The organism is Shewanella sp. SM74 (assembly GCF_025653725.1).
Taxonomy (GTDB): Bacteria; Pseudomonadota; Gammaproteobacteria; order Enterobacterales; family Shewanellaceae; genus Shewanella; species Shewanella oncorhynchi.
This window is the reverse complement of sequence record NZ_JAKKRZ010000019.1, coordinates 46866-60965: the sequence shown is the minus strand read 5'-3', so window position 1 is coordinate 60965 and position 14100 is coordinate 46866. Positions and strand designations below refer to the sequence as shown.

At 49.4% G+C, this 14100-nt stretch carries 5 protein-coding genes and 2 pseudogenes; 5 read left to right on the top strand and 2 right to left on the bottom strand.

Features of this window, described 5'->3' with window-relative positions; translation table 11 throughout:
• Positions 1-14: 14 nt before the first annotated feature.
• Positions 15-310: pseudogene (locus tag L5M49_RS17795) on the bottom strand (HAD family hydrolase); the annotation flags it as partial.
• Positions 311-477: 167 nt separating this feature from the next.
• Between L5M49_RS17795 and L5M49_RS17790 the strand changes: the two are divergent.
• The 3 genes and pseudogenes from L5M49_RS17790 to L5M49_RS17780 all read left to right on the top strand — a co-directional run.
• Positions 478-733 (top strand): annotated as a pseudogene (locus L5M49_RS17790) (aspartyl/asparaginyl beta-hydroxylase domain-containing protein); the annotation flags it as partial.
• Positions 734-839: 106 nt separating this feature from the next.
• Positions 840-1700 carry a sulfotransferase family protein gene (locus L5M49_RS17785; protein ID WP_263266572.1) on the top strand — a complete coding sequence of 287 codons (861 nt, stop codon included), beginning with the start codon at positions 840-842 and terminating at the stop codon, positions 1698-1700.
• Positions 1697-11089, top strand: a complete 9393-nt coding sequence (locus tag L5M49_RS17780) for an Ig-like domain-containing protein (protein ID WP_263266571.1) — start codon at positions 1697-1699, stop codon at positions 11087-11089. The genes L5M49_RS17785 and L5M49_RS17780 overlap by 4 nt, the downstream gene beginning before the upstream one ends.
• A gap of 51 nt (positions 11090-11140) precedes the next feature.
• On the opposite strand, the gene ftnA is transcribed toward L5M49_RS17780, so the two are convergent.
• A complete protein-coding gene (ftnA, locus tag L5M49_RS17775; RefSeq protein ID WP_263266570.1) occupies positions 11141-11677 on the bottom strand; it encodes a non-heme ferritin in 537 nt (178 codons plus the stop codon).
• Positions 11678-12026: 349 nt separating this feature from the next.
• Here ftnA and glp point away from each other — a divergent pair, with 349 nt between their 5' ends.
• Both glp and moeB read left to right on the top strand, forming a co-directional pair.
• Positions 12027-13280: a gephyrin-like molybdotransferase Glp gene (gene glp / locus L5M49_RS17770; RefSeq protein WP_263266569.1), complete on the top strand. Its 1254-nt coding sequence runs from the start codon at positions 12027-12029 to the stop codon at positions 13278-13280.
• A 10-nt stretch (positions 13281-13290) separates the two neighbouring features.
• A complete protein-coding gene (gene moeB / locus L5M49_RS17765; protein ID WP_263266568.1) occupies positions 13291-14058 on the top strand; it encodes a molybdopterin-synthase adenylyltransferase MoeB in 768 nt (255 codons plus the stop codon).
• Positions 14059-14100 lie beyond the last annotated feature (42 nt).

The window sequence follows — 14100 nt, the reverse complement described above, 5'->3', positions numbered from 1 at the left end:
ATGGATTCGCCGTCGATAAAGAGGCCGCTACTTGGCTTATGTCGCATGTAATCGACTAAAGTGCGATGCAAACCCATAATGTCGAGTTGTAGCTGCTCCTGCCAATAATCGAGGAGTATCAATCGAGTGTGCCGACGACTCTCTCATAGGCATTTACGACTAACTGCTGCGCTTCGTCCTTGCTCAGACTCCGTTGCCTGCTTAATTCCTGTTGCACTAAACTCAGCCAAAAACAGTTGTCGAAGTGCAAATCTAACAGCGTGCCATCCATGTCGAGCAGGAGCGTATCGATAGTCTTCCAGTAAAACATTGGGTATTTCTTATTCTTTGTATGCTGAACAACGCCTGCGATTGACGCATGAGCAGGGTAATTCTCAGTGGTCGCTATGATGATTATTCCCGTAACTTGTATGCTTACATCTTTGTGCTAGTCTTGGATGACTAATTATTTTTAGTGTGAAAATTAAGCGGTTGGATATGGATATCTGTTCTTTTGCCCTATTAGCTCAAGTTCCAAACTCCCTTAGTTTACAGCAAGAGCTGAATGCTTTGCTGCTGCAAGACTGGCTACCCCACGTAAATCAGCGTGATTATCGTCAAGGGAGTCTGGGCGGTTGGGATGTATTGCCTTTGCGCTGCAAGGGCCGAGTATCAAACAGCACATCCTACCTTGCAAGCCTTCTCCATTGCTACACAGGAGTACTGGCATGATCTACCTAATCTCGAATCGGCCCTACAACCAGACTTTAATCCAGAAACGACTGAATATGCACTGAATAACACTTGCGTTTTGTTACATTTAAAACAACAATTCTTCAACAACTTAAAAGTACTCTCTTATGTCACAGCAGTTTCACTTTATCTCCGGCTTACCACGCTCAGGTTCAACCCTGCTGGCTGGTATCCTCAAACAGAATCCACGTTTTCATGCCGCGATGAGCAGTCCGGTAGCTGGGCTGGTTAATGGTGTGCTGGAGCAGATGGGCGCAGCCAGCGAATCCTATTCGTTTTTTGATGAAGCAAAACGTAAGATGATTTGCAGAGCCTTGATCGATGCCTATTATACCGATAAAAACCAGCCGGTGTTGTTCGACACCAACCGGCACTGGACAGCCAGATTGCACCAATTGGTCGAGTTGTTTGACGATTTTAAAGTGATTTGCTGCGTACGTAATCCGGCTTGGATTATGGACAGTTTTGAAGCCATCTACCGTAAAAACCCTTTTGATTACAGCCGGATGTTTAGTGCCGCCTCACGCGGTACCGTGTATAGCCGATGCGATTCGCTTATCAACGGTGGTGGCACTGTTGGTAGCGCATGGACTGCTTTGAAAGAAGCCTACTACGGCGAATTTTCTGATCGCTTGTTATTAGTGGATTACGACCTGCTCACACAACATCCTGCGCGAACTATCGAGCTAATTTATCGTTTTATTGATGAGCCGGCGTTTGAGCATGATTTTAATAATGTGAGCTATGAAGAGAGCGAATTTGATCAAAAGCTGGGAGTTAAAGGATTGCACACAGTGAAAAAGAAAGTGGAGTTCAAAACCCGTCGCAGTATTTTACCGCCTGATTTGTTCATTAAGTATCAGGAGATGGATTTTTGGCAGGATACCAAAGGTACTGCTGCCAATATCATTGCCAGTAAGAAAACACCAACGCCTTCTGCGAACAGCAATGGAAATTTACCATCATGAATAAAACACTCCTTACCAGTTTTTCCTCTCTGTTGTTGCCTCTGGGGCTATATGGTGTACCGATGCAGACTGCCGGCACTTACCAACGCAGCTACCTGAGCACTGCAGTTGCGGGTTACAACCCGGCTTATTCTGACAATAAGCGCATCCTTTCACCTCAAACTGCACAGCGTCGGATTCTGGCAGAGGATGAGCTGGATATTGTCAGTGCCGTTGCTGTAAGTGAAATGGTAGTGATCGATTCGGCGGTGCCTGATAAACAGCAGTTTTATCGCGCGGTAAAACCGGGCGTTGATATTGTTGAAATAGAATCGTCTGCTGCGGGACTTACGCAGTTGAAATCTATTTTGGCGAATTATAAGAACCTTACGGCGGTTCATATTGTGTCTCACGCCCGGGCCGGTAGTTTGCAACTGGGCAATTCTACAATCTCTGCAGAAACACTTAAAACGGAAGTAGAAACCTTTGCTGCCCTGAATGGCGCAGTGCGCGAAGGCGGCGATTTACTTTTGTACGGTTGTGATTTGGCATCCACTGAAGCTGGTGAAGAATTATTGGATATTGTGCAGCGTAATACCCACCTTGATGTGGCGGCGTCCAATGACTTAACCGGTAATATCCAGCAGCAGGGCGATTGGGATTTGGAAATCCAGCGCGGCAATATTGAAACGGAATTGGCGTTTTCGGAAAAGGCGTTGAAGGATTTTTCGGCTGTGCTGGCGACCTATAACTTGCTCAACTTTACCTATAACGGAAATACTCCTGATGCGGATGTTCAACCTGGTAATCCAAGTCATTGCCCGGATAACAGTCCAAGCCAGAACTATAATTATGGTTCGCTTTCGTCGGGTAACTACATTGCTTGCGGTTTTATGCACAACAATGGTTATAGCGGAACGACTGTTGCCTTGGCGAATTACTTTGGGGGCGATACCAACGCATTTTTAAAGACAGCTGGTGGCCTTGCAGTTGCTCAGGAAACTGTCAGCGGTACAAATCATATTGAAGTGCGCAGAAGTAGTGGTGCTTTTCAGCTGGCCAATGTTGTTGCGGGCGAGTTTCCGGGCAGCCACACTTTCAGTAGCGTGAAGGTAATAGGTTATGTCTCTGGTGGCGGGACTATTGAATCAACAGCCATTACAAGCGATACGGGTGCTGCAAATACTTTTACTTTTATATCTGGAAGTCAGCTGTCAAATTTTGTCGGCGTGAACTTAACGAAGTTTCGTTTGGCTTTTGTCAATGCGGGTGGATCTAATCTTACCTACATGACACTGAATAGTTTTGAGGCTGAGCCAGCTGATAATACAGGCCCAACCATCGGCGCCATCTCTAATCAAAATATAGTTACAGGGGGCGACACCGGCGCACTTGCCTTTACCGTTGGTGACAACTATACGCCGGTGGCTAGCATCAATGTCACTCGCGCCAGTTCCAATACCACCGCAGTGCCTTTGGCAAATGTCGTGTTGGGAGGGAGCGGTGCAAACCGCACTGTAACGGTGACGGGGGCATCCGTTGGAACCTCCACTATTACCATCACCGCTACAGATCGCTCTGGCAATGCCACCAATCGAACATTCGATGTTGTAGTGGCTTCCCCCGACGCCACTCCCCCCACAATAACCTCGGTTAACTCCAGTACTGCCAATGGCACCTACAAAGTAGGTGATGCAATTAGTATTCAGGTCAACTTTGATGAATCTGTGATAGTGACCGGCACGCCGCAATTGGAGCTGGAAACCGGCACTACCGACCGGGTAGCGAGTTGCGCGAGCGGCACTGGCACTAGCATGACCTGTACCTACACAGTTCAGGCGGGTGACACTACAACTGATTTGGATTATGTGGCGACCAATTCGCTGGCCTTGAACGGCGGTACAATACGCGATGCTGCGGCTAACAACGCAACCCTGACGCTGGCAAGCCCGGGGGCAGCCAATTCATTAGGTGCAAATAAAGCGATTATTGTCGATGGCGTCGCACCAACTGTGAATAGCGTTAGCGTTCCTGCGAACGCAACCTATATCGCAGGTCAAAATTTAGATTTCACTATTAATTTCAATGACAATGTGACGGTCAATACCGGAGGCGGTACACCACAATTATCCATTACTGTTGGCGCGACAACTCGTCAAGCAACTTATCAAAGTGGTTCGGGAACCGGTGTATTATTATTCCGTTACACCGTTCAAGCGGGAGAGTCTGATACAGATGGTATTTCTGTCGGCACTTTGAGCGCGAATGGCGGTACCTTGCGAGACTCAGCTTCTAATAATGCTAACCTGACTCTCAATAGTGTAGGGGCAACAACCTCGGTATTAGTTGATGCAACTGCGCCAGCAGTTACGTCCGTCACTGTTCCGGCTAATGCTACTTATACCGCAGGACAAAACTTGAACTTCACCATTAACTTCGGTGAAAACGTCACCGTCAATACCGGAGGCGGTACACCACAATTATCCATTACTGTTGGCGCGACAACTCGTCAAGCAACTTATCAAAGTGGTTCGGGAACCGGTGCATTATTATTCCGTTACACCGTTCAAGCGGGAGAGTCTGATACAGATGGTATTGCTGTCGGCACTTTGAGCGCGAATGGCGGTACCTTGCGAGACTCAGCTTCTAATAATGCTAACCTGACTCTCAATAGCGTGGGGGCAACAACCTCGGTATTAGTTGATGCAGTCGCCCCCAGCGTCACCAGCATCGCCCCCAGCGGTTCGCCGGCAGCCAATGCGGCAAGCATGGACTTTGCGGTTACTTTTGATGAGTCGGTAAACAACATTTCGACTGATGACTTCGCACTGGTTACGACGGGAACGGCGGCAGGCACTATTGCCAGTGTTTCGGCAGTGTCAGGCTCCACCGTAAACGTCACCATTAATACCATTAGTGGTACGGGCACGCTCAAGTTAAATCTCAATGGTTCAACCAATATTGCAGATGCGGCTGGCAATGGTATAGCAGCTTACAATAGTGGCACTTCCCACAGTGTGGATCGCGATGTCCCCGCTGCACCTTCCACCCCTGATTTGGATGCAGGCTCTGATACAGGTGTATCCAATACAGATAATAACACCAGTGACAATACCCCTACCTTTACCGGCACGGCAGAAGCCAATGCCACAGTGACAGTAATTTCTTCTCTGAGCGGAACTTTGGGTACTACAACGGCGGATGGCTCCGGCGACTGGAGTTTTACCGCTGGCGCTATGGCCAATGGCATCCACAACATTACGGCAACGGCAACTGATGCGGCAGCTAATGTCAGCAGTGCCTCGGCGGCTTTGGCGGTCACTATCGATGGCCCGGTCACAGTCACCACGAATGCTGACTCAGGTGCTGATGCGACTATCGACGGCAGCCTGGGGGTTGATCTGGTCGATGGCGGCGGCCTGTCCCTACGTGAGGCGCTCAATTATGTAGCGGCTAGCGGTACTGTTGATTTCGCGGTGGGATTGAACGGCACCACTATCACTTTGGGCGCGCCTTTAACAGTTCCAGCGGGCATTACGATAGATGCAGATGCGCTGGGCACTGCCTCTATTACCGGCAGTACTTTCACCCTGGCGGGCGGCCTCAGTTTGACCAATGGCAGCGGTGACCGGTTAACTTTGGGCAGTGAATTGAGCAGTGCGGGCGCTTTAACCAAAACCGGTGCTGGTCGCTTAATCCTGACGAATACAAACAACAATAGTCACAGTGGCGATGTCACTGTCACAGCGGGTGAATTGTGGATTGGCAGCGATAGTGCTTTCTCTACAGGAACCCTCACCCTGAATGGCGGTGTTCTGGGCAACAACATGGCCAGTTTTAATCTGGATAACCCCATAGTGCTGGGGGCCAGTGGCGGTGGCATTCAGGTATTGAGTGCAGCACAAATCCTGACATTGTCAGGCAATATTAGCGGCGCAGGGGCACTTAGCAAAACCAGTGGCGGTAATTTAACGCTAAGCGGTACCAATAGTTTCTCCGGTGGGCTGGCTATTTCTGGTACTAACGGAGTAACAGTAGCGGATTCGACTAACCTGGGTTCAGGCGCAGTCACAATCAATGCTTCCAGCCTGCTAACCCTTACCGGTAGTGCCCAGACGGTTACTAACGCCATTGTGCTGGCCGGTGACGCAACGATCACTAACGACAATGCCATGACAATATCCGGTGTTATCAGTAGCACGGGCGGTTTGACCAAAAGCGGTGCAGGCGTATTGACCCTCAGCGGCACCAATACGGCAACCGGGGCGATCAACGTTGCTGCAGGCGGTTTAGCACTCGCTGGCGGTAGCGCCGTTGCCGATACTGTCCCGGTGACGGTGGGCGCAGGCGCAACCCTGAGCTTGCCGGCTGGTAACGAAACCATTGGTTCCATTGCGGGCGCCGGTAATGTCGTGTTGAGTTATCGTTTAACCACCGGCGGTGACAACAGCAGCACAACGTTCTCGGGTGTAATTTCTTCTACAAATGTGTCCGGCATTACCAAAAATGGTAGCGGCACTTTCAAACTCACAGGTACCAATAGTTACACGGGTTCAACTCAAGTGTCTGCAGGCAGTTTGATCGTGAATGGTTCCAATTCTACCAGCTCTGATGTGACGGTCGCATCGGGCGCAACCCTGGGCGGGTTGGGTACCGCGCCGGGTGTCGTTATCAACAGCGGCGGCAACCTGGCGCCGGGTGATTCGGGTATCGGCATTCTCTCTATTGCTAACGGATTAACGATAAATTCCGGTGGTAATCTACTATTGGATATCGCCGGCACGACTGCTGTCATGCAATACGATAGGTTGAATGTGGCAGGAACAGTATCATTATCAGGCGCCAACATCTCAGCTACTCACAGCTATGTCGCCGCCAACGGCGATAGCTATACAGTGATTACCAATGATGGTGCAGATGCGATTAGTGGCACCTTCTCGGGTATTGCTGAGGGCGGCGCCTTTGTTGCCAGCGGTAATTCCAGCAACTTAATTACCAGCTATGCAGGTGGTGATGGCAACGACCTTAGCCTGACCAACACACTGCTGCCAGGTGCTCCCACCGCTGTTAGCGCAGCAGCAGGCGATGGCTCAGCGCAGGTCAGCTTTACTGCACCGGCTTCCAATGGCGGTTCGGCAATTAGTGGTTATACCGTTACTGCCAACCCCGGCGGTGCTACTGTAACGGGCGCGAGTTCGCCCATTAATTTCCCCGGGTTAACTAATGGCACTGCATACACCTTTACCGTTACCGCAACTAATGCTGCAGGGACAAGTGCTGTTTCTGCGGCATCAAACAGTGTGACACCTCAGCCATCCAATTCTGCGCCCACGATTACGGGTTCACCCATATTAACCATTAACCAAGGTGCTTCGTATCTGTTTACGCCTACAGCGACTGATTCTCCGGGAGAGACACTAAGCTTTAGCATCCTAAATAAACCAGTGTGGGCGACTTTTAACCCAGCAACAGGCACTCTGTCAGGTACACCGTCCAATCAAGATGTCGGTATGACAAACGGTATTGTTATTAGTGTTTCTGATGGCACTTTGTCAGCGAGTTTACCTGCATTTAATTTAAGTGTAGCGAACGTCAACGACGCGCCGACCATCAGTTCAACGGCGGTGACCACAGCAACGCAAGATACCGCGTACAGCTACACCGTTGTGGCTGCGGATACTGATGTGGGGGATGTACTGACCTTCAGTGCAGTGACTAAACCGAGTTGGTTGAACTTCAATGCTGCCACTGGACTGTTAAGTGGCACGCCAGGCAATGCGGATGTGGGTAGCCATGCCGTATTACTGCGGGTGACAGACACTGACGGCTTAACAGCAGAACAATCCTTTAGTATTACAGTGACCAACGTCAATGATGCTCCGACCATTAGTTCAACGGCGGTTACCACAGCAACGCAAGATACCGCGTACAGCTACACCCTTGTGGCCGCGGATACTGATGTGGGTGATGTACTGACCTTCAGCACAGTGACTAAACCGAGTTGGTTGAGCTTTAATGCGGCTACTGGCTTGTTAAGCGGCACGCCAAGCAATAGCGATGTAGGTGCACACCCAGTAACACTACGGGTGGCAGACACTGACGGCTTAACGGCAGAGCAAAGCTTCAGCATCACAGTGACCAATACCAATAATGCGCCTGTAGCGACAAGCTCAACTGTGACGTTAGAGGAAGACGGTTCTGTGATGATAACCCTAACGGCCGTAGATGCAGATAACGACCCGCTTACCTATGAAGTGGTGAGTCAGCCAGAATCCGGCACCTTAGAGCAACATGGCACTGTTTGGCTGTATACCCCTGAGAAGGATTTCAATGGAACAGACATGTTTAGCTTTATTGCTAAGGATGCCGAGCTGAGTTCCGAGCCTGCAACTGTCACGATTAACGTCACGCCAGTGAATGATGATCCGCAGGCGGTTGATGACGACTACACCTTAACAAGTACCGCCAACGATATGTATGCGCTTGCGGTGCTCGCGAACGATGTTGATGTCGATGGTGATACCTTAACGATTGATGGCGCGGCTGCGGATATCGGCAGTGTGCAAATCACTAGTGAGGGCTTGAGTTTTACTGCGCCTGAAGCCTATGTCGGGCCTGTGGCACTTCGCTATACCATCAGTGATGGCAATAAAGGGCGTGCAAGTGCCAAAGTGAATGTATTGATTGAAGGCACTGAGTCGGACAATCAGCCCGTGATCACTTTGCCTGACGATGTCGATGTGAATGCGACGGGCCTATTTACTCGCGTTGAGCTCGGCTTCGCAAAAGCGGTCGATCGTAACGGTCATCCATTGCCCGTTTCTCTGGTGAATAAGAGTCTGTTCTTCGCACCAGGCAGCTACTTAGCTTACTGGCAAGCTATTGATCGCGATGGTAATAAGGCGATTAAAGCACAAAAGGTGAAAGTGCATCCTTTGATTTCCTTGAGTAAAGATCAACTTGTCGGTGAGGGCAATGAGGTGGTAGTGAGCGTGCACCTTAATGGCGCCGCACCCGTATATCCACTTTCTGTGCCTTATACCGTTTCAGGCTCTGCAGGTAGCGGTGATCATGATTTGGTTGATGGGGTGGTCGAAGTGACATCGGGCCAACAAGCTGAGATCCGCTTTAGCACCTTTGAAGATGGTGAGGTCGAAGGGGATGAGGATGTGCTGATTAGTCTAGATCCTAGCTTGAACTTGGGCAGTAAGCAGCAAACCCAGGTGTTGATCACCGAAGCGAATATTGCGCCTAAGGTAACGTTGGATGTGACTCAAGCGGGAGTGCACCAATTTATTGTGGCGCAAAATGGCGGTGATGTACGCATTGATGCTGATATCAGTGATGCCAATATGCAGGACAGCCTAGCGTCAACATGGGCAAGCGGTTCGCTGAACTTACAATCCGATGATGCGGGCATGTTCTTCTCTCCAGTATCTGTACTGCCGGGCATTTACCCTGTGAGTGTGACGGTTACTGATAATGGTTTGCCAGCGCTGTCAACCACAGAACAAGTCTACATTGTTGTACGTTCAAGCCTACCTATATTGACAGGCGCAGACACAGACGGTGATTTGATCCCAGATGTTCAAGAAGGCTTTACCGATTCAGATGATGACGGTATTCCTGATTACTTGGATGCGATTAACGACTGTAACATTATGCCCGAAGGTGAATTGCAGCCTGTGTACTTCTTGGCTGAAGGGCAGGCTGGCGTGTGCTTACGCTTAGGTAATATTGCACTGATGCAAGAGCAAAGTGGTATTCAACTATTACCTGATCTTGTCCCAGAAGACAGCATAGCGGCCAATGTCGGCGGTATTTTTGACTTCATCGCGACGGGATTGCCACAACAAGGGCAGAGTTACAGTCTGGTGATACCACAACGTTCGCCAGTTCCTGCCAATGCGGTATATCGTAAGTATCAAGCCCAAAATGGTTGGAAGGATTTTGTGATTGATACGCGCAATAGTGTCGCCAGTAGTGAAGGTGAGCGTGGTTTCTGTCCTCCACCAGGAGACAGTCGTTGGACTTCTGGATTAACTGAAGGCCATTGGTGTGTGCAGTTAACCATAGAAGATGGTGGACCAAACGATGACGATGGCATCGCTAACCGTACTATCGTCGATCCAAGTGGCGTGTCCGTGATACTCAATGGCAACCATTTACCGGTGGCGAACCCAGATACGGCCTCTTTACCTTGGAATCAGAGCCTCGATGTTGATGTGCTCGCCAATGATACCGATAGCGATGGTGATGCCTTGACAGTTACACAAGTGACTAGCGAGTTTGGTACCGCCGTCATCTTGGCTAATCAGCAGCTAAGTTACACGCCAGCAACCGATTTCATCGGTACTGATGTGCTGGTGTATAGCATTACCGATGGAAAAGGTGGCACTGCGAGTAGTGAGTTGACTGTGGTAGTGAGTGGCAATACCGCGCCAACGACAGTCAACGACAGCGCCGCAACCGACGACAGAACGAGCTTGCTACTCGATGTGTTGAGTAATGACAGCGATCCAGATGGCAATGCTTTAACCTTAGTCAGCGCAACCGCGCAGCAAGGGACAGTATCCATTGAGACTAACAAGCTGCGTTATATCCCTAAAACAGGATTCGATGGTGTCGATACTGTGAGTTATCAGATTAGCGATGGGTTGGGCGGTGAGGCAACCGGGCAAGTGTTAATTACCGTTAAGGCCTATCAAGAGGTGGTGATTGATAACAAATCGGGTGGCGGCAGTCTGTCCTTGTGGGCATTAGGATTGCTCATTACGACGGGTTTAATCCGTCGCCGTAAATTACATAAAGTGGTCTTGGGGGCTGTGTTGCTCGCCAGCACAGTGACTCAAGCGAATGCCGCTGATAACTGGTATGCCGAGGGCTTTGTCGGCCAAGCTCAGGCTGATAGCGGCAGACGAGAGTTACAGTCTGACGCTGCAGCTGGCGTAGTGACATCGGTTGATGACAAAGATACTGCGTTTGGCTTAAGTGTGGGTTATCAATGGACTCCCATGGTGGCAATCGAATTAGGCTATGCCGACTTTGGTAATGGAAGTGCGCGGATTGAGGGCGCAAGTCTGACTCCGGCGCAATATCATGAGCAGGTCAAAGCCGTGACCCCCGTACTGGCTGATGGCGTGATGTTGGGATTGCGTTTAACCTTACTGCAGCATGATGCTTGGCGGTTTGAAGTACCTATCGGATTATTTCGATGGCAAGCGGATATCAGTAGCACTATGGGCAATAGCCGTTTAACCACAGAACTCGATGGCACTGATTGGTATGCCGGAGTGCGGTTTAGCTATCAAGTGAGTGACGCTTGGTCAGTTGGCTTGGGGTATCAGTATGTGGATATTGAGCCGAATGACTTCCTCAGCTACCAGCTCAATTTACGTTATCAATTCTAAGCGTAAACCAAACAAAAAGGGGCTTGGCCCCTTTTTGTTATTAAAAGCAACTTAAGCCTGTTGTTGGCCTTGACCGTTCATTATGCTTTCGCCACCCTTAGAGGCTAGCTTAGCTAAATCTTTATCGATAAAGAACAGTGCCTTACCATCTTCGCCCACTAAACGTATCTTATCGACAATCGACTTAAACAGCTTTTCTTCTTCATGCTGCTCAGCGACATACCATTGTAAGAAGTTAAAGGTTGAGTAATCTTGATTCGAAAATGCGGCATGGGCCAAGGCATTGATCTGACGGGTAATCAGCTGCTCATGCTCATAGGTTAATTCAAACAACGCCAGTAAAGAATCAAACTGTGACTGCGGCGCCGCAATCGCACCTAACAAAGGTAAGCCACCGGTTTCACTCACATACGTGAACAGACGACGCATATGGCCCATTTCTTCATCCGCGTGCTCACGCATAAACTTAGCTGCGCCTTCAAATCCCTGATCTTCACACCACGCACTCATTTGCAGGTATAAATTTGAGGAGAAGAACTCCATATTAATTTGTTCATTCAACTTTTCGATCATAGTTGCAGACAGCATAGTAAATCCTCTTTTGCATTCGAACTGAATCATAGGGGACATTGTCATCAAGGGGGTCGACAAAAGCAACAAAATTTACCTTTGGATTTATTGCTAAGTTAATGATTCATTGATAAAAATGATTTTCATTTGTTCATCGACTCGCGTTCAACCCTCGAATTAGCGCAGTAAATTGTGTGACTTCTAGCGAGGTTATCGCCCAAAGTGGCAGAAAAAACTGACTGGCCTATCACAGAAACTCACATGCAAATCATAGCCATCCCAGATCACCGTGGCATAATAGCCAGTCATAATCAGGTGGAAATTCATTCAGCGTCATTACGACCCATTGCATATAAGGCAGACCCTAATGTCCGTAACAGCCGATCCTTGTTCGCAACCTAGCTTAATGCATCCAGATCAAGCTATTCCCCTTTTGCTCGAGCAAGTTAGCCCAGTGTCAGACACCGAAGTCGTATTGCTTCCCCATGCCCTTGGCCGCGTCCTAGCAGAAGATTTAGCTTCCTGCATCGACCTGCCGCCCTTTAACAACTCCTCTATGGACGGCTACGCCTTCCGTTTTGTCGACTTAAATACGCAAACCAATCAGACCGCATTGCGCCTTATCGGCAGTTCCTTCGCTGGCCATGGTTTTAAAGGTGAAGCCAAACCTAATACCTGCGTGCGGATCATGACGGGCGCGCCTGTGCCTACAGGTTATGACACAGTGCAAATGCAGGAAGAAGCCGAGGTTGAAGGTGAGATTATTCATATCCGCCATCCTAGGGCGCAAGGCGCCAATGTGCGTTGCCGCGGTGAAGAACTCACCCAAGGCACTAAAGTGCTCAGTGCTGGCATTCAAATTGGTGCCGCCGAACTCGGGGTGTTAGCCACTATTGGCGTTAGCCAAGTGCGAGTTTATCGTCAGCTTAAAGTGGCCTTTTTCTCCACTGGCGATGAACTACGTCCCGTTGGCAGCGAATTAGCCCTAGGACAAATTTACGATTCAAACCGTTACTCGATCCAAGGCTTACTCAGCCGCGCTAATGTGGAATGGCTCGATTTAGGCGTAATAGCCGATGATCCTGAAGCCATACGTCAGGCATTTCGCCATGCTGCCAGCCAAGCCGACATGGTATTAACCTCGGGTGGCGTGTCGGTCGGTGAAGCGGATTTCACTAAACAAATTCTTGATGAGGAAGGCAAAATTACCTTCTGGAAACTCGCCATCAAACCAGGCAAGCCCTTTGCCATGGGCCGAATAGGCAAAGCGATATTCTGTGGTTTACCGGGGAATCCCGTGTCTTCTATGGTGACGTTTTACAAACTCGTTTGGCCAATACTGAACAAGATGCAGGGGTTAACCCCAGTTGCACCTTTGATGTTAGACGCTGCGCTCACCACGCCTGTGCGTAAACAACCAGGCCGCGTCGAATATCAACGGGGCGTTTTAAGCCGTAATGCACAAGGTAAACTTGAAGTTGCCATTACCGGTAGCCAAGGTTCTGGCATGTTGACTTCGATGAGCTTAGCAAACTGTTTCGTTTTATTGGAGCAATTCCAAGGAGATACAGCCGCTGGCACGCAAGTGACGGTCGAGCCCTTTAACAGCGTGCTTTGCTAGGAAAATCTCCATGAATGTGCCTGACGATATTCTTAGCGACAGCGAACTCTTAAGATACAGCCGTCAGATCTCCATCAAAGCCATGGATATCGACGGCCAAGAACACCTAAAACAAGCGAAAGTGTTGATGATAGGTGCAGGCGGATTAGGCTGCGCCGCCAGCCAATACCTCACAGTTGCAGGGATTGGCGAGCTGACCTTGGTCGATTTTGATCACGTTGAACTCTCTAACCTGCAGCGCCAAGTGCTGCATCAAGATGCCAATGTCGGCCAGCCAAAAGTCGAATCGGCCAAACAGAGCCTGAGTCTGCTCAATCCCTTTATTAAGATCAACATTATCAATGCAGTATTAGATGATCATGAGATTGACGCCCTTGTCGCCAATCACAATCTAGTGCTCGACTGCACCGATAATGTCAGTGTGCGCGAACAACTCAACCTCAGCTGTTTTAAGCATAAAGTGCCCTTAGTGTCCGCTGCGGCGATTCGCATGGAAGGCATGGTAACAGTGTTCGATTATCACAGCGAAACACCTTGTTATCATTGCTTTAGCGCCCTATTTGGCGAGCAACAACTCAGCTGCGTCGAGTCGGGCATCCTAGCCCCTGTCGTCGGCATGATAGGTTGCTTGCAGGCGGTTGAAGCCATCAAGGTCATCACTGGTATGGGTAAAACCTTAGCGGGCCGCATTTTGATGATCGATGCAATGACGATGGAGTTTCGTGAGATGAAACTACCGAAACACGCCAACTGCAGTGTCTGTGGTACTCAGGCTTAAGATATTCTCGCTTGAAAAACGGCTTTACTTGCCTTAACTTAG